Below are 18,615 nucleotides of genomic sequence, written 5' to 3'. Positions count from 1 at the left end.
TTTTAACAACTTTCTTGTATATAGTTATTCTACAAATAGTTCTGAAAGTTTCTTTCACTAATATATAATTTATATCTTTGCCCGTGATACAGACAACATGATACAATGAAAAAAATACAACTGACCGACTCACATAAAGAAAAGCTGTTTCAAATCCCCTTATTCAGGGATTTACCTTTAAACATCAAAGAGTCCTTATTGGAAAAGCTGGATTTTGTAATCTATGCGGCTAATAAAAAAGAGATAGTCGTTACACAAGGAACACCCTGCAACAAGTTATTTGTACTTTTGGAAGGAAAACTACGTACAGATATTATTGACGGATTAGGTAATGAGGTGATGATTGAATACATTATCGCTCCACGTACCTTCGCCACTCCTCATCTTTTTAATTCGAACAATACTTTGCCGGCTACTTTCACTGCTCTTGAGGACAGTGTGATACTTATGGCAACCAAAGATTCAACCTTCAAAGTAATTAGTCAGGACCCACAAGTTCTTCATAATTTTCTTTGTATCGCAGGTAATTGTAACATCTGTACTGTATCCCGCCTGAAACCTCTTTCACGCAAAACCGTACGGGAAAGGTTCATTGTCTATCTATACGAACATAAGAAAAAAGACTCGTTAGTAGTAGATATCATGCACACCCAATCCCAGCTCGCCGAATATTTAAATGTGTCACGCCCTGCTCTATCTAAAGAAATCAATAAGATGATGAAAGAAGGACTCGTCATCATGGAAGGAAAACGAATCGAGATTTTAGATAAAACAACTTTGGAAAAGTATCTGTAACGACGTATTTAGAAAAATATCCGTAACAACAGACGTAACAATAAGAGTGTACTATCAAGAAGTGGTTAAAACAAAAAATCATCCTCACTTCAGATATACTGTAGTAAGGATGATTTTATAAATTCAAAAACTTTCAAAAACTCTCTCTTTATTTAAATTCTATCTATTCCCTTGGATTTACCACTTCACAAACAATATCTTCGGATTAATATTCAACGATAGCCAACCCCAATCCTGCCAGCTTTTATGATTGCCGGTTTTCACAGCGTCCATCGTCTTCGTGCCACGCATAAAAGAATATCCGGCAGAGAGTTTCACATCTTTCATGATCGACCAGTTTATCTGATAATCGACTTCCGAACCTAAATATTTCTTCAAGTCCTGAACCTTTACGGCTGTGCTAAAGTAGTGATAATTAAGTTCCATATCCACTTTGTCAGAAGCACGGAAACGGCCTCCGATACGGGCATCCATCAATCCAGGGGCATAACCGTTCGCAAAGGTAGAAGCATAAAAATAATCCATTGCTCCATAGAATTTATGATGAGTTCCATAAAGAGGATCGAAAGCTTTGTACTTACCGCCATTTCCCTTATCACCACTTAGATAATCAAAGCTAGCCACAGCTCCCCATGTATGGTCAAACGTATAAGCAGCCTGTATGCTTCCCATCAAAGCTGAAACTTTATCAGCAGTTTTATTCTTACCCATCTGATAGTAGAAAGCACCATCCAGATTCCAGTTACTGTTCTTATAAGTGAGGTAGGTTCCCATTGTTTGCAAGTAACGAGTGTGAGAGTCATCCGTAGCTTTATCGCCCGTTTCCAATCCCAAGTTCATAAACAATAAAGAAGCCCCGAACGGAACATTGTCCGCCTTATAGTGATACCAAACGGTTTGCATATTCTTATAAGGCTGTCCCGTAGAAGAATCATAGTAAGTGCCTCCGCTTGTTCTACTGTCATTATTCTGATTAAAAGCAAGAATTAAATGCACTTCATTATTTTTGTTGGCATACCCCAGCTTCAACGCATCGTGATAACGACCCGCTACATTCCAGTCCAATCCTCCCAAAATACGTTCATCATCATAAATCAACGACTGACGTCCCAGTTGAGCGAAAAATCCTTCGCCAAAGTTCATCTTTGCCCAAGCCTCATTCAGCATAAAACGCCCGTTCTTTTCAATCTGCGGATCCTGTCCCCAAACACCTACATGCTGTGCCGACATCTTCAGTTCCAGATCCGAACGTTTATAATCCATCGACAAACGTGCGCGGTTATTGATGAAGGACGTAGGAGCCACCCCTTCATCCCGGGGAGTCAAGGCACCGTTCCGATACTCTGCACGAGGTCTGATTTGCATAGACATCGTAAATTCATTCTCTTTCTCCGTGTTTTGTGTGTATGCCATGCTTGGCAATAGCATAAGCAAGAATGACCAATAAAATGTTTTCATTGATAGTGCAGTTTAAATGATTCGATATTTCAATTCAAATTATACGTATGTACACTGACTCCTTGTGCGGACGGAAGATAATTGATTCCATACCAACACATTTGTAATAAGACAAAAGAGACCAATAAAATAACCAATGCCGGACGTGCCTTCAATGGCTTTCCCAATCTGAAATGGATATATGCCAGATAAGCAAACCAAGTCGCCGCTGCCCAGGTTTCTTTCGGGTCCCAAGCCCAGTAGTGTCCCCAGGCTTCTTTCGCCAGATAGCTCCTGTAAGCATACCTAATGTCATAAATGCCAAACCTACATAAGTGAGGTTATCGCACAAATCCATTTCTTTCCGTTCAATCTTTTTCTTCTTGAACCAAAGCAGATAGACAGCCATCACCGTCGCCGCTCCCAACATAGCGTAAGCAAACATATACACAATGACATGAGGAGCAAACCACGGACTTTGCAAAGCGGGCATCAACGTTTTATTGTGAATCTCCGGTTTGAAGATATTGATACAGATAAAGACGAACGAAAGGATGCAACTGAAACTAAGAATCCATTTATACTTCCAACGTACGTAGGTTATCAATCCCGCCAACGGAAGGAAGAAAGAATACCACAGCCGGGTCTCTCCCATAGTTCGCATCGGAGGACGTTCCAATGAAATCCACATTCCGATAATGAAGCTGAAAAAAATAGCCAACCCTAAGAAAGTAAATCCATAAGCCCATCCCGGTTTTGTTCCTTTCCAGGCAGCAAAAGCTCCTAAAGCCCAACAAACCAGTGCAGCTATTGCAAATAATATAAAGTACTCCCAATTCATGCTTTGTCCTCCTCTTTTCTCTTTTGTGCACTGACGAACAAGCAGACAGCTCCTGCCATCATCATTATAATTCCTGCGTAAACGAACGGTAGCCACGGATCGCGAACCAGTTCGAAGACACTGACATCACTCCATCGTCCTTTTGTCTCATCGTAGCTAAGTTGATAGATTTTCCATCCTTCTATCTCCATCGGACGGTTCACTTCAATGGTGCCTTCCGTTATCGTTCCTTCTTGTGTATAGATTTTCACTTCCGATGCAAACCGCTGCGGTTCCCGTTCCGGCATCACAAGACTGGTTAAAGAATCCAATCGGATTGCCTTATAAGGAAAGAGGAAACTGCCACAGCTTACCCAACCTTCTTTCGTTGTTTGATTCTTCTGATTGACAGCTTTCAGGTAAACAGCATAAGTTGCTCCCATCGAATGAAATTCTATAAACTTCACAGTATCTTCAGTAGCTACAGAAGCTGCCATCGGGATAGATTGTTCAATTGTCAATTGCCAGTCTTGTAATGTTCCCTTTATCACTCCCTCTTCCAGCAATACATGTTCAGGAGATTTTTCGGGAAGCGTACGCCCGGTTTCGTTGTCAATCAGCATCAGTTTTGGAGGATATTCGTCGATAGTAAAATCCTTGAGTTCGATAGCCAATGGAAGTTCAATCAGTTGACCTTTATCGTCAGTAGCCCGCCATTCGGCATTGCCCATGCGGGTTGTCATTTTCAACCGTTGCATATCGGCGTTTCCTAAAGTGGCCGCTATCAACGCGACGAATAATCCGATATGATTGAGAAGGAACGAAAGTCGTCTCCACTTAAAAGGAAAGCTGGCACGAAGTATCGTCAGTCCCAATGCAGTGACCATCCAAAAGTAAAGCAGAACGAAAGGCCAGGATGCAATCATCTGTGAGAATCCCAGCAAATCCGTTGAAGCATTTGGAGCATGACCGGAAGGAGCTTGCCGGATAAGTCCCATAACTACCGTCATGCCGACCACCCACAACAAAGCGGAGACGGCAGCGGAATAATGGCTTAACCAACTGAATAAATACACACGTTTACGAAGAAGGTGCATGGCTATCAAGGCAACGATATAAACCAGCAGCACAATCACGTTGACCGGACAGGCAAACAAATCCCAGTTAATAGCACCCACTGTCATTTGCAGCAATATGCCTATTATCAGTAATCCTGCGCCAATCGCCAACCCTTCTTTATAACTCCACGGTTTGCTCCACATATATATCTATGCTTATATTTGTTTTATATCTGCGCCAAACGTCCATTTTCTTTCGCTTTCTCCAACCAGGCGGGAACCGTTGTTTTCAAGAATTTCTCTTTCGCAGCTCTTTCAGCGTCCATATCCAAGCCGATATATTCCTGTGCCTTTGCCTTCGTCGAGATGTCCGGCATCGGAACATCACCAGTGTATCCGTTCTTCGCCAATACTTTGGATACGGCAAGACGGGCTTGCATAGCACGGTCGAGTCCGTGAGAAAGGATTCTCTGAATTTCCTGCGGTGCATGGAAAGAGCCTCCATGTGAAGCCACTCCAAAGTCCCAACGCCATTGTGCCTGACGAATCAGTGCGAGCACATCTTTCATCTGTGCTTCCGTAGCACCCTTATCCCAGGCAAATTTAGCTTCGATATGCGCCTTTGCCAATTCCTGTTCCAAACGGTTACGGATTTCATTCGCTTTACGTTGGCGTTCGTACACATTATTACGCAAAGTCTCTTCGCTCTCGCGATGGCAAACCTGACAGGTACGATCAATCATAGCCAATGGGCTCTGAATATGGTGATCGCTGAATTTCACACCACCTTCACTCTTATACGGCATGTGACAATCGGCACAAGAAACACCTCTTTGCCCATGAATACCCATTTGAGCAATCTCATAATCAGGATGCTGTGCTTTCAGAATCGGAGTACGACTCAATTTATGGATATAATCATAGAACCCGGCCTCATCATAATAAGCCTCCATATCTTCTACCGTGAAACCTTTATCCCAAGGGAAAGTCAGGTATTTGCCATCACCTTTGAAGAAATATTCAACGTGACATTGCGCACAGACCAATGAACGCATTTCTTGCGGAGTAGCTTTGGTGATGTCTTTACCTTGGCGTTGGAAAGCTTCAATCAAAGCCGGACGGCTGATATGAAGATTCATTGTTTCCGGGTCGTGGCAATCAGAGCAGCCAATCGGATTTACGATTTCGGCCCCCATAGCTCCCCATTTATTATTATAGAAAGAATCGACACCCAATGCTTCCATCATACGGGGAACATCCGGACTTTTACAAGTCCAGCAAGTAGACGGTTGCGGACCATCCGTCGGGTTCACAGGTGCACCGGTACGTAACGATGCCGTAATATCTTCAATGGCATGCATGTGCCCCCGTGGAGTAGAATAATCTTTAGAGAAAGCGTATCCCGCCCATAGAATCACCATTTCAGGACGTTTTTCCAAGGCATCCACAGCTATATTCCCATTAAATTCGCTTTCAAAGTCAGTCTTTGCAGTTTCCGTCCAAGTTTGATATTCACGGGGGAAATCATCCTTGAATAGTTCATTTCGCGCTTCAATCCCCTTGATGACGTTTTTACGGTTGTTGAAAATGCTGGCAACTTCCGCCCTCCGTTCCATCAACGCAGAAACGCATAATCCTAAAACAAATACAACGACCATTGAACCTCCGAACAACAGCCATCCTTGCCATGATTTTAATTTCTTTTCCATTGTATATCGGTTTTATTATTTTATTACGTATTTCATTTCCTATTTATCTTTCTGATTCACCATCTTCCGGAGCCATTCGGGAACGGGCGATTCCGGAAGAGGAACAATAGCTCCCGGAGTGCCGGACAGAGAGTTTTTTCCACCATGAGGAACATCACGATGGCAATCCCAGCAAGCCTTCCCCTCTCCTACTTGTGACATCATATAATCAATCTTCCCCGTCTTCACAAATTCCGTATTGAGTTGTGTATGACAGCGAATACAATTATTCATTATCACTTCGGAACTGGCTTCATGAGCCTGAATCACCTGCGGCTCGCTTTTGGTAAGAAATGCAGCTACGTGTTTCATTCCGTCCATCCCCTTAAAGGTCCATTTTTTCACAGCATTTTCATGCGGTACATGACAATCATTGCAGGTAGCATTCCGGGCATGTGAGCTATGAAACCAAGTTGCATAGTAAGGAGTCATAATATGACAGTTCACACAGCAGCCGGGTCATCTCCAAGATAGGTATGCGCCCGGAGCATGTACAGAAACAGTGCTCCTCCACCCACAATAACACCGCCAATGATGACAGCCGCTACCTTCCATTTAAAAGAAGGAAAGAGTCGATTTATTATTGGAAACTTCATCATACGAAATAGAATTTTTCACAAAAGTAAAGGATTGGAAACAAAAAAGGTGTAATATCTATTACACCTTTCGAAAGAAAAAATACTCTTTATACAAAAAACAGCCTATCTATCGTCCTGTAGCCAACAGATATTCCAGTTCCTTTATATAGTTGTCTATTCATTATGATGGTGGTCTTCATCTTCCACCTCATTGCTCAATTTAATATTGCGCGCGATATAAGATTCGTTGCCTGCGGCATCTGTGCAATAAACCATCAAATGATAATCCCCTGCAGTCGCATTGGCTGGTATTACAATATCGTGATGATGAATATGTGCTGTTTTCTGTCCTGACACATCATACGATCTGTTAAAACTAAAATCTACTGTTTCCTGTGCAGCCCTACTATTACCGCCGTGTGAATGATGGTCGAAATTGCTATGAATTTCTATCTTATAGGATTTCAGCATGATGTCATCCGACAAATCCATCTCAAAATGAACTCCATGTTCGTTTCCGATCTCCAATGCCTGACCTTCTTCCGGTTCATGAAGTTCAATCAAAGGTTTGATCGTATCGCTGGAGTCATCATTATCACAAGAGGAAAACATGAAAGTAACTGTTGCCAAAAGGCTAACCATTGGGAGATAAAATTTATTTTTCATTTCAGTAATTTTTTAAATGGAACTTTGATTAATATCTGGAAGTTACGTCCCGGTTCGGGAATCTCAACTTTCCTGTAAAAACTAAGATGATTGTAATATCGGGTATTGAATATATTCCGGGCGGTCAGGGTAATTTCAATTTCATTATTTCCACCTATCGGAATGTTTAAAGATCCGCCCAAATGGAAGAGATTTGCTCCGGCTGTACGGTCTTCGTTACGGTCCACTCTATTTTGCCGAGCAATGCTCTGCCATTCTGCATACAACATATACCGGTTCTTTTGCCAGGTTAATGTATTGCGCATAACAGGTGGCGGCGAGAAACTCAATGGAATATGTTCATCACAATTATAGGTGTAAACGTATTCAGCGGAAATCCGATAATTGAAGTTACGCAGAAAATCAACATCTACGGTAGCTTCAGTTCCTGCGAACAGTGCTTCCGCTCCGGTATAGCGATAGATTTGTCCGGCATGAGGCAATACAGACCACTCTCCGGTAGGACGCAGAAAGATGTAATTGCTGAACCAACTGACAAATGGAGAGACGGAGAAAGAAATTCTCCGGTACTTCAGATGATAAGAAGCGTCCAGTTGCCAGCCCTGTTCCGATTTTAAATTGGCATCTCCCTGTTCATGGCGGAAAGTGCCGTGATGTACTCCGTTGGCAGCCAACTCATTCGCACCGGGCAGGCGGAAACTACGCCCGATATTCACCTTTACCAGATGCTTGTCGGAGGGAGTCCATACCAATCCCAGAGAAAGAGAATAATCACCATAGTGTTTTTTCACCTGGTGACTGTTCCACTTATAAAGGTCTATCTGTTCCTGGGTATATCCCTGTTTTTGAAGATAATCGGCAAGGTAAACATCTTCATGCGAAGAAATATTTATGTATCCGTAGTCATACCGAGCTCCTCCGCTGACGGAGAGCACATTGTTAGGTCTGTACGTTGTAAGCCAGAGCATTCCGGTGGTGGAACGGTGATATTCGGGCAATAAAAACGAATAGCCGGCAATGTCATTCCGTTGATGCTGTCCATCCCACCCCAATGTATGTTCCCATGAAGAAGATCCGATAAAACGAGCTTTCACTGAAGCACTGAAGGTGTTCAGATTAAATGCGAGTTCTTTGTCGGGGTCTTTCTCTGGTGCGGGTTGCGAGCCATAGTGAGTATGGAAAGCACTCCATTCTTCACGGTGATTGTTCTGGAAACCCAAATCACCTGACAAGATCAGTTTCTCCCACGCATATTGCTGATGGATGGTCACCTTCAGGTGATTCACTTTACTATAAGGCAATTCGATATTACGGCTATCTCCATCATCTTCCACACGGGACGCATCGGGTATGCCATGCGCTCCGGGGAAGAAACCTGTCTTTTGATAGACATTACTCACGGAGAAATTCGCTCTATATGCCCTTCGCTGATATTGGGTAAAGAGTCCGATATTGCGTTCAATGCCTGCTGTATTCTTCAGTTTACGCCCATAGATGGGGATTCTCTGTGTCAGGTAGACAATAGAATCCGTAGGAATATGATAGTCGCCGAAGTGCTGTTCCGAATAACGGATGTAAGAGTACCAGGCATTTTTTTTGATTCCCAGCATCAGTGATCCTCCGATGGTTCCATTGACTGATTTACCCAGCAGTGTGACATCTCCAAACACCCGATTATCCACAGGCACGGCCGATGGAACAACATCTATCACTCCTCCCATCGCATCACTACCATAAAGCAATGAGGAAGGGCCTTTCAAAACATTGACCGCTCCGATGTTGAAAGCATCCAGCTCTAAACCGTGGTCGGCTCCCCATTGTTGCCCTTCCTGCTTGATTCCGTTTTCCAATACGGCAATCCGGTTGAATCCCATTCCGCGAATCATCGGTTTGGAGAATCCCGAACCAATATCCATTGCTTGCACTCCGGGAATGTTCTCCATCGCTTGCATGAAGTTTCCTGTAAAATGTTTGCGCAGAAAATCCTGATCGGCTACATCAACCGTAAGGGCAGACTTTTTCACTTGACGCTGCTGGTACGTTTCGGTCACCACAACATCAGGCAAAAGCATACTCTTGATTGAATCGGATTTCTGTGCATGGACGGATAAGGTTATAAATACCCCTATTACGCCCGAAATAATTCCGATACGCATCAATTACAATCTTTTATATAATGTGTAAAATGAATAGGAGAACAGATTGAAGGTCAATCTATCTCCTTTGAAAATATGATTATGTAATCAAGCAACGGGAGGTCCGCGTAAATGATGCGAATAAGTTCGTTTACAAACAACCTTATCCTGATAAATAACCGGCTCGTATGGGACGAGCGTCAACGTACAATGAAATTCTACCGGTTGAGGTTCCGTAAAAAGAGAAAGGGAGTATTTACATATCGCACAATCATCAGAAGGATTATGGGAATGTTTTGCATGGGAACATGATGTCTCATCTTCACTTCCATGATAGTGAAAGGTTTTCACCACAAAGAAGGGAATGAATGTCATCAACAACACCCACGCTATATATACCTTTATGTTTCTCTTTTGATACATTCTCCCTCTATTGATAATATAGAATAGCGAGGACAAATATAGATGTATGAAAGAGAAGGTGCAAATTATCAGGCTTAATATGTGTTATCGTGAACGATCAAAAAGAATCAATAACACACCCTATTCGATTTTAATCTCTTTCAATGCCAAAATGGAGATATACACAACTATGCCAATAGAATATTACGCATTATTTTATCAGGAAAAGCCATATAATATTTATCTTTTAAAGTTATCACTCCATAAAAGAATAAAATAATAGGATAAAATCTTATATCAAAAACTCTCTGTTTATCAAGCTTCTTTGAGAGGTCAGAGAAATTATAAGGCAACTCATCATCAATAATCAATGCATCCAACATCGCTTTCGCGTTATCCAGTGAAAGGGTAAGCCGACGAATCCAATTAATATCGGTACGTAGATTTTCATCTACCAGTTCGTCGGGAATACTACCGGCATTGGCCGCAAACTTCTTGAAGAAATAAGTCAAGATAGTAGCATTGAACAACCGGTCACCATTGGGACGGAAACGATAACCATCATAGTTACTTACAATTAGCTGCCAGATTTCATCAAAACGTTCTTGTCCTGTGGAGTATTTATCAAGTACATAACGCAGATATGTTTCTGTCTCTTCGTATGTAAACCCGAGCATATTCAGAAAATTAGGTTCAAGAGTCAATATCTCTGCTATATTATATCCACTGGTCAAATCATCCATCGTAACAGGTAATACACCTGTACAGAAACAGGTACGGATACTCCCCTCACCTATTCCGGCTTTTATCACTTTAAAGAAAGTACGCAAAAAACTATCATTCGTCGTCACTTCCTCATAAAGCGGATCGTTGTATGCTGTAAGCAACTGATTAGTGAAGTTATCATATTCATCAATCAATAGATAAACTTTTGGAAATTCATGAGAACGGGCATAATTAAGAACTTCTTCCAACATTTTGGAAGCGTCTCCCCGAGTAGTAAACTGAAAATCACCGAACAAATCTCTGTTATGCTCTACCATCACATCTACCGGGCCACAGTTCAAATCATTAAAGTTTTGAGCCAATCCTTCAATAGTATCCGCCATTACCATTTTCGAAAAATCGTAGCGAATAATCATATAACTGTTATGCTCTTTTGTCGGATGGTTACCTATCCAGGTTCCCCCAAACAGTTCTTCAAACCGATGCGCTTTTGTACGGTCATAATAGCAAGCTAATGTAGAAACCAACAAACTTTTTCCAAAACGACGGGGACGGAGAAATACAGGAGCATTATAATCCTCTAATTTAGGAATATAATCAGTCTTATCAACATAATAAAAACCACGTTCACGCAAATCTATGAAATCCGCTACTGCATAAGGAATAGTTATTCTTGCCATAATCTTACTATTTTCTCTATATACAAACAAAGGTACAAAATTGTTAGCAAAAAGAAGGACAATTACTTATTATAATATTATTCTTCCTGTTTCCATACATAAAACACATTCCTTCCCGCCCCTCTCTTACGCAGTTTTCCCTCCTGAATAAAAGTATTCAAATCATCAACAGCTTTCAGCCGGGCTACTCCTGTCAGTCTGCTGTATTCTATGCGGGTGATTCCTCCATTCTTCTTCAGAAACTCCTGTAACATTTGAAGACGTTGCTCGATAGGTATCTCCGTTTTACTGACAGTCCGTCCCGATTTGGGCACACGTTCAAGTCTCATTTCCCGTCTTACCTTCAATTTAAAATTTTTGGAGGTACGCAGGTGTACATTGTCAAAACAGATAGATTCGGAACGGATTTCTTTTTTAGTCATTACCTTCTGAGTGCATTTCAAAGAGACACTAAGATGTCCCAGCTCTCCAAGCTCCACAATATAGCCACGCGCCAAGAGACTACCAAGTTCATCTATTACAGCCCCCAACACCCCGTCAACCATATTCTGGGGAAAATGTTGATAACGTGACACACGTTCTATAAACTCTTTTTGGGAATAAGTCCCGCTCGGAACTATCCGCGCATGAAGGGGTTGCTTCTCGCCGGTATTCTGAACGTCCGGTGTCTCATACAAATCATAATACGCACTCATAAGCAGCTATATTTTATTGATTATCATTTATCATTTTCTTGCCTGATATTTAATCTCTCTTATACCAATCATTAGTTCTTGGCTAGCATATATTTATTCGTCTGACTATAGTGTAACTTGCATCTAACTATAGTTATTCTTTCGTCTGACTATAGTTAGACGAAAAAGTAACTATAGTCAGACGATTAGTTTATTGCATACAAAGATATACTTTATCGCAATACAACTTATAAATATTAGGAAGAAAAGATTCAGTTAACCGCTAGAAATTAATCACCCAACAGCAACTTAGTCACAGCAGCCGTATTCAATGCCCATTCACGGGTATATACTTCATCGGCTTCCGGTGTATCAGCCAACTTCAAACCCTGTGCTTGTGCTTTGATTGCCAACAGTTCGCCCACAGTGGTTTTGGCTTCCAGTTTATCCAGATACTTTTCAATAGTCTGTGTATCCAAAGAAAGAACCGTCTGTCCGCCGAAAGGAATTTCCAACCATACCACTTCCCGTTCCTTCACTTTCAGGACTCCGAAAACAAGTCCTTTCTGCACGCTTTGAGAAACTCGCACCTGATGCTGAACACAAGAAGGGTCATAAGCCACTCCGTTTCTCTCCGATATTTTCATCGGGTAAGCGGAGTTCATCCAACCTACCACCAGATTAGGAGAGATAGCCCCATTGCTATACGCATTGCAGGTGAAAGCAACATATTGCGCACCTACACGGCTCAACTCATTCAAATCCAATTCGATATACTCGGCAGTACCTTTCTTGTCGGGGATGCTTCGGATATCTCCGCTATGTTTAGCACCAATAACAGTCAGATTGAAGTAGGAACATACTTCTGTCGTTGAAGGCAAAGTGATATGACAACTCAAGTCCATATCCAAATGCTGTGCCGGAAGTCCTTTTCCCCATTGCATAAACAATCGAACTTTATCTCCTTCCACCGGGAAACGTGTACCCTGCAAGGCACAGGAAGTATCCTGAACCGTTTCGCTACGGTCGCCGATAGACAATGGAATATGAAACAACATAGGATCAATATACATACTTGCGCTTCCACTCCCGACACCCGCATTAGCAAAGCGGGCAGCAACAACCTCTTTACACAAATCCTGTACCTCTTTCACCATCTCTTTAAGCTGGTCTTCCATATAAAGACTCACCAAATAGTGAGGCTCTATCAAAAGCGCATTACCACCTAAAGGCTTCACCATTCTCTTATGTCCTTGCTCAAAGTAACTCTCCGCATACATACCCAAAGTGACCACCAAACGAGCCGGCAACAAATGAACGACTTCTTTAAATGCCGTCAACGTCTCTTCCGGACCGAACCAAAGCATATTGGCAAACAAGGAACGTGCAAACATACCCGGACGTTGCTTCAACAAAGCGAATGTCTGTGTCGCATCTGCTTTCAAACGGCTACGCTCCACTTCTCCCTGCCAAACTGTATATGCCTGACAGTAGAATACGTCCATCAACTCTTTCAAATTTTCGAATCCCGGTTTACGAGCATATTCCGCCAAACGCAATGCACGTATCATACGTACCCACATTTCCCTTTTCGAATGCATCATTTCACAAGACTTCTCCGGTGTCATCGCCAAATTGTTCAACCAAAGAGCCACCATTTTACACTCGCGACGGGTATATTTCAGTTTTAATTCTTCCCGCTTTGCCTGGGCAGCCGAACGGCTTTTATCCAAAGCATTGCACAGATGTGCATTGTTTCTACCCGCTTTACGAATGAGGGTCTTAGGCTCTATGATTTGCAAGAATCCGGTTTTCTTATACCACAAATAACGCAATATATCATTCGGAGCAGAGAAATAAATCTGCGCTTCCTGTGCCCTATCCTGCTCTACCAGTGTGTCGATCACCAGCATCAGAGTTTCTTTCATCTTGATTCCGACTGCCGGCAACGGAAGTTCAGCCAACAAGATTTTCAAGCTGTCCGCTTGTGTTGCATCAAGGGCCGTACGTGATTCCAGCAAGTCACCAAAGAAAACATTCAGCTCTTTTTCCTGCCAAAGTTCCAACACTTTCAGTTTACTGGCTTGTCCGAAATATTCTGTAGATGCCGTTTCAAACGGAGTTCCGCAGAACGGACAACCGTTGTATCGTTCCAAGGGGAATGTATTATCAGGAATCACGTGTCCGCAAGATAGTTTCACACCTTTCTTACTATTGAACATATTAGCAAGCCATGTAATCCAATGATCCAAACGTGTTTCTCCGGTAGGTGTATCCCAGCCTTTCACCAATGGAGCCCAGTTGAGTGACACACCCAATACTTCTTTCATCACCTGAAGAATCTCCACCTGTTGTGCCGGATACAACTGATTGACAGCATGCAGCAACTCTTCGGATAAGCTATATCCCACTTTTCGAAGTTGAGCAACCAATGTTACAGTAGTCGAAGTCAATGCTTCGCGCTTTTCAGTTCCTTCTATCGCTGGCAAATAAATTGCATGTTGCCTGATAGATACTTTCAACAAATCTTTTTTCATACGTTGTGTTTTTTAAGTAAGGTAATCGGAAGACTGTGAATCAATGGTGCATTCCTGCGGTTTTGAAGTAAGTCTTCCTTGACCTTAGTTTATAAAAAAGAGGTAGAACAGGCCGGAGTCGAACCGACGACTGTAACTACCCACTGAGCTACTGCCCCTTTGCGAAACTGGAAAAACGGATAATCGTACTGGTATGTTCAACCTAAAAGAGTGTGTTGAAGTAACCCGTACTTGACCTGTTTTCTTGTTTCTTCGACAAAGATAGATGCAGTGATGCGCAATCTTTTTGCGTAACTCAAACTTTTTTTTTCGGAAAAGGGGACACTCTCTATATGATTTAAAATATAAAGTATCTTGTTTTATATTTCTTGTTAATAAACGCTGGCCGATTGAATAACAATCTTTTCCAGCAACTTCTGCATCTTTCCAATCACCGATTCTTTATCAAGCCCATATTCTGTCGCCATCACATCTTGAGCATTCTTGCCGTGGTCGAATTTCGCAAATACTGGGATTCCCATATTTTTCAATGTTTATTCGATACGCGCCATTGTCTCTACTACACCGAACTGGCTTTCATAAGTGTAAAGCAAGTTATTGGCTGCCAAAGGATGAAATTGTATAGGATAGAGGAAAAAACTAACAGATTCCTTTGTGAATAATTAGATAAAACCGTATTTTTAGAGGCATAATTATATACAGCAAAACAATATGAATATAATTTACTGATAAACAAAACATTAAAAGTCAGAATAAGAAATTATAGCATATAGTGTAAATTTATCAAATATTGTAATTGGATAGACAAGGAGACAACTTATAGGTAGTCATATAATATAGATAATATGCCTGATGAAATAAAGAATATAAAAACAACAGCGAAACATTAAATGACCGCTGTTAGCATAACGTTACAAGCAAATTAATAAATATGGAATATTTGAAATTAATAGAAGATAAAGAAGGCTTTGTTCATTGGGATGGTGCAACAGAACAAGAAATAGAATATGCAGAACAGGAATTAGGCATATCTTTCCCATTGCAATACAAAACTTTTTTATCTCAATGCGGAATGTGTAACTGGAGTGATGTTTGCATTTCGGGAATAGCGAAAGATTCAGAAATTATTTCATATCCTATAATTGAATTAACCAAGGAAATTCAAAAACAATTTCAATTATCTATGGATTGGATCGTTTTAAGTTATGAGGTAGGAGAATATCTCATTTTATATAAAATTCCAGTTGGTAATAATCTGAAAGATTCTTCTATTTGGGGAGCTGATGTATATTGGGAAGATGATACCCCCCATATGAGTAAACCTGTAAAATTATATGATTCATTTATGGATTACTTTAAGGAATTTCTTAAATATTCAGAAACTGAAAGCTAATCACGCTTGTAACAATCACCTTAACTGCTAAACGCAGTTAGTTGAACCCCATTATTCACCAAGAATAAAAAAATAAAATGGTTAAATTAATTAATTATACAGAATATCTTTCAAGAGGAGCAATCCTAAAATGTAAGGGTAAATACCCTTATGAAGATACCTTATATTTTATGGTAGCGGAGCAAATAGGCGTGCAAGCATATCAATTATGGACTATATCAGGATATTATGCAGGTATGATATTGCACAAATTACCTTCAGATGCTAATTATGAAACTTATGCAGTGAGCACTAAATGGCTTGTAGGAAATTGGCATGAGTGGGGATATATTGATTGTCCTCTTGAAGATGTTTGGGTAGTTGAAAATGAAGAACTATTTTCCAATCTTAATATCAAAATGTTAAATAGCTCTTATTAAATAGTGGTGGATAACAAGCGGATTAATCTCCATAAGGGTTGATTATCCGCCGGACATTATAAGCAACAGAAAAACGGAAACAATATGATAAAATACATTTCGGGAGATATATTACAGAGTAAAGATGAGTACATAGCACAAGGTGTAGCTGTTGGCTCACAAGAAGGATTAGGAACTGGGCTTGCCTTTAAGCTATCAAGTCAATCCCCTGAAATCCAAAAACTCTTTAAGAAGTACACACGAAACACTAAATTTCAAGCTGGCGATGTGTTTATAGGAGAAATCAAAGGTTTCTCTCCAGGTATAATTTACATCGCTACACAACCCGATATGTATCATGCGGAACTCACATATCTGAATAAAGGTTTGAAACGCTTGAAAAAAGTGTGCGAAAGCAGAGGTATCAAAACTGTGTCGCTCCCGAAAATAGGTGCAGGTTTGGGTAAGTTGGATTGGAATAGTGAGGTCAAACCTTTGTTTGAAAGTATTTTATCTGATTGTGAAACGGTATTCAATGTATATGAAGATTACAAGATTGAATACGAAATTTAGCTTATAACATGCACCTGCTCCGCCTAACGGCGGCAAGCTGCAACCCATTACCAATAATGCCATAAAATAATAAAAATGAATTTGAAAGATAAAACGTTAGATATTACAATTAAAGACTACTTGTTGTCAGGTGGCATTAAACATATTAATCCATATGCCGATTTTAAAATAAATGAATTTAAAAAGATGGCAACAGAAATATGGACAACGCCTGAGTCTGATTCAATAATTATTTCGATAAACATAAACAAAGTGACAACTTTTGAGATTGTATATGATAATAAAGATCATTATTATGTACACGATTCTTTAAATTTCAATATCGGGTTATTAAGAAATTTCCCCAAGTATGTACATAGATTAGGATTGTTTTACGCTAAAGAGCTTGAAAAATCAGAATACATGAATAGCCTAAAAATTGTCGGTGAAGTATCAGACCAAGAGGAAAAGGTTTTATTCTTGAGCAATGGAGTTAATTTGCATTTTCTAAAAAGTGATAAAACAGATGATTATTTAATCATAAAAATCGTCCCTGATGGAGAAGAATACAGGAGTTCTATCAGGAAAATTTTTAGGGAAGTTAATCTATCGGTAACAAACAGATGAATTGCCCTAATGATCAATTATCCGCCAAACATTATCGGTTTAATAAAATGGAAAAGGAAGGAGTAATATATTGGCTCAAACCAGAAGAAGGCGGATTGAAAAATCTGCCGACTTATGAGTTGTGTTATGCTGTTACAGTTTTACCGCAAGTGGAGCCTTCAGCATGGAGCATTAAAATGTTTATTCTTGAGCCTGATAAATATGTAAGTGATTGCTTGGTCGCTTTTCTGGTTGATCATGCACCTCATGAAGTTTTAAATACCATAGAATCCGTAGATGTATATGCAGGCAATAAAAAAGTAGCCACTATAATATTAAAAACCGATAACAAACAGCAGACCGACTGAATAAGCGGAACGCTGCCAAACATTAATCGCTAAAAACAATGGCAAGTATAGAAGAATATAAAAAACGAATACAAGAATTTATATATTGTTTAGTCCGTAAAGACTATCAAGCCGTAAATAATCTAATGTTGGCTAATAGTGTGCCTATTCAAGATATACGGCGAGTTATAGAGGAATACGGTTGTACAATTATACCTCTACCTGTAAAAGCGTTTGATTTGGCATTGTCCTATCAAATTTCCGATAAACAGGTAGATATATACATTCCTCTATGGAGTGAAGAAGAAGGTCAAAGCGACCTCACTCTTTCGCTTTCTTGTTTCAAAAATGAGAATAAGATAAAAATAAATGACTTAGAGGTTTTGTAAAACGATTAACAAATGGCTTAACCGCCCCAAAAAGTCGGTTAGCCACTGGACATTAGCAATAAAGTAAAACAAATAAAATATCATCAAATCATGCTAAGTAATAAAGTGATAGACTATTTGAATAAACAAGGTGTATATTCAGAAAAAGAAGATAAAGCATATAAAAAGGCTTTGATTGATTTAGGAATTGATTTAAATAGTGATTTTGCACTGTTTAATCTAAATACTACCGAAATAACATTTCGAGGACAATGTGGCGAAATCTATAATGTGTGTTGGTTTAAAATTTACTCTAATGATTTAAGTTATGGTATAGAAAGGCAAGCAGTGTTAGGCATTCCCTCCGAATACTTACCTCTTGATAGCTTTGAAGGTGAAGGCGGTTTTTTCTATAACCGTAATACAGGAGAAGTTCTTGAAATTGAATTGGGAGAGAAACTAATCAATTTTCAGAATGGAAAGTTGTCTCCACAATGGAAAGACTTCAATTCTTTTTTGGAATGGTATTTTGGATTATAATAAGTTATTGCTAACAAGCGAATGAACTGCCCTAACAATCAGTTATTCGCCAGCCATTATCGGTATTAAAATAATGAGAATAATCCAATTTCATATTATAGATGAAGAACTATGATAAAATGACTAAAAGAGCAGTAACTTTAAAAAGTAGTTAT

Annotated in this window: 16 protein-coding genes and 4 pseudogenes; 8 read left to right on the top strand and 12 right to left on the bottom strand. The window is 40.2% G+C overall.

Going from position 1 to position 18,615, the window contains the following annotated elements:
* Positions 1-105 precede the first annotated feature (105 nt).
* On the top strand, positions 106-795 hold the full coding sequence (locus DXA05_RS05770) for a Crp/Fnr family transcriptional regulator (protein WP_004317686.1): 690 nt from the start codon (positions 106-108) through the stop codon (positions 793-795).
* 177 nt (positions 796-972) lie between these two features.
* On the opposite strand, the gene DXA05_RS05765 is transcribed toward DXA05_RS05770, so the two are convergent.
* The 12 genes and pseudogenes from DXA05_RS05765 to DXA05_RS28305 all read right to left on the bottom strand — a co-directional run.
* Positions 973-2,253, bottom strand: a complete 1,281-nt coding sequence (locus tag DXA05_RS05765; RefSeq protein ID WP_128858897.1) for an alginate export family protein — start codon at positions 2,251-2,253, stop codon at positions 973-975.
* 29 nt (positions 2,254-2,282) lie between these two features.
* Positions 2,283-3,073 (bottom strand): annotated as a pseudogene (ccsA, locus tag DXA05_RS05760) (cytochrome c biogenesis protein CcsA).
* Positions 3,070-4,314, bottom strand: coding sequence for a cytochrome c biogenesis protein ResB (locus DXA05_RS05755; protein WP_049702491.1), 1,245 nt, complete (start codon positions 4,312-4,314; stop codon positions 3,070-3,072). Before DXA05_RS05755 ends, ccsA begins: the two are co-directional and overlap by 4 nt.
* 23 nt (positions 4,315-4,337) lie before the next feature.
* Positions 4,338-5,819 carry an ammonia-forming cytochrome c nitrite reductase gene (gene nrfA, locus DXA05_RS05750; protein WP_128858896.1) on the bottom strand — a complete coding sequence of 494 codons (1,482 nt, stop codon included), beginning with the start codon at positions 5,817-5,819 and terminating at the stop codon, positions 4,338-4,340.
* A gap of 39 nt (positions 5,820-5,858) precedes the next feature.
* Positions 5,859-6,457 (bottom strand): annotated as a pseudogene (gene nrfH, locus DXA05_RS05745) (cytochrome c nitrite reductase small subunit).
* Positions 6,458-6,610: 153 nt separating this feature from the next.
* Positions 6,611-7,102 (bottom strand): DUF4625 domain-containing protein, encoded by a 492-nt coding sequence (locus tag DXA05_RS05740; RefSeq protein WP_128858895.1) that lies wholly within the window; start codon positions 7,100-7,102, stop codon positions 6,611-6,613.
* Positions 7,099-9,258, bottom strand: coding sequence for a TonB-dependent receptor (locus DXA05_RS05735; protein ID WP_128858894.1), 2,160 nt, complete (start codon positions 9,256-9,258; stop codon positions 7,099-7,101). Before DXA05_RS05735 ends, DXA05_RS05740 begins: the two co-directional genes overlap by 4 nt.
* Before the next feature lie 87 nt (positions 9,259-9,345).
* Entirely contained in the window at positions 9,346-9,660 is a 315-nt protein-coding gene (locus DXA05_RS28310) for a hypothetical protein (RefSeq protein WP_032842109.1), read from the bottom strand.
* A 173-nt stretch (positions 9,661-9,833) separates the two neighbouring features.
* Positions 9,834-11,045 (bottom strand): annotated as a pseudogene (locus DXA05_RS05725) (AAA family ATPase); the annotation flags it as partial.
* A gap of 77 nt (positions 11,046-11,122) precedes the next feature.
* The gene (locus tag DXA05_RS05720; protein ID WP_004313318.1) at positions 11,123-11,740 is read right to left on the bottom strand and encodes a DsbA family protein; all 618 of its coding nucleotides are present in this window, start codon (positions 11,738-11,740) and stop codon (positions 11,123-11,125) included.
* 269 nt (positions 11,741-12,009) lie between these two features.
* Complete coding sequence (locus DXA05_RS05715; protein WP_128858893.1) at positions 12,010-14,256, bottom strand: hypothetical protein; 2,247 nt, start codon at positions 14,254-14,256, stop codon at positions 12,010-12,012.
* 371 nt (positions 14,257-14,627) lie between these two features.
* A pseudogene (locus tag DXA05_RS28305) lies at positions 14,628-14,861 on the bottom strand (hypothetical protein); the annotation flags it as partial.
* A 326-nt stretch (positions 14,862-15,187) separates the two neighbouring features.
* Here DXA05_RS28305 and DXA05_RS05705 point away from each other — a divergent pair.
* From DXA05_RS05705 to DXA05_RS05675, 7 genes are all read left to right on the top strand, one after another.
* A complete protein-coding gene (locus DXA05_RS05705; RefSeq protein WP_008025556.1) occupies positions 15,188-15,649 on the top strand; it encodes an SMI1/KNR4 family protein in 462 nt (153 codons plus the stop codon).
* Between the two features lie 77 nt (positions 15,650-15,726).
* Positions 15,727-16,068, top strand: coding sequence for an Imm45 family immunity protein (imm45, locus tag DXA05_RS05700; RefSeq protein ID WP_008025557.1), 342 nt, complete (start codon positions 15,727-15,729; stop codon positions 16,066-16,068).
* Positions 16,069-16,152: 84 nt separating this feature from the next.
* A complete protein-coding gene (locus tag DXA05_RS05695; protein ID WP_008025559.1) occupies positions 16,153-16,620 on the top strand; it encodes a macro domain-containing protein in 468 nt (155 codons plus the stop codon).
* Between the two features lie 75 nt (positions 16,621-16,695).
* A complete protein-coding gene (locus tag DXA05_RS05690) occupies positions 16,696-17,226 on the top strand; it encodes a hypothetical protein (protein WP_008025562.1) in 531 nt (176 codons plus the stop codon).
* 47 nt (positions 17,227-17,273) lie between these two features.
* Entirely contained in the window at positions 17,274-17,573 is a 300-nt protein-coding gene (locus DXA05_RS05685; protein WP_118160708.1) for a hypothetical protein, read from the top strand.
* Positions 17,574-17,611: 38 nt separating this feature from the next.
* Positions 17,612-17,941: a hypothetical protein gene (locus tag DXA05_RS05680; RefSeq protein ID WP_008025567.1), complete on the top strand. Its 330-nt coding sequence runs from the start codon at positions 17,612-17,614 to the stop codon at positions 17,939-17,941.
* Positions 17,942-18,031: 90 nt separating this feature from the next.
* Complete coding sequence (locus tag DXA05_RS05675; RefSeq protein WP_008025569.1) at positions 18,032-18,460, top strand: hypothetical protein; 429 nt, start codon at positions 18,032-18,034, stop codon at positions 18,458-18,460.
* Positions 18,461-18,615: the final 155 nt, after the last annotated feature.

The organism is Bacteroides sp. AM54-2NS, from assembly GCF_003602935.1.
Classification (GTDB): Bacteria; Bacteroidota; Bacteroidia; order Bacteroidales; family Bacteroidaceae; genus Bacteroides; species Bacteroides xylanisolvens.
This window is presented reverse-complemented; position numbering and strand designations above follow the sequence as displayed.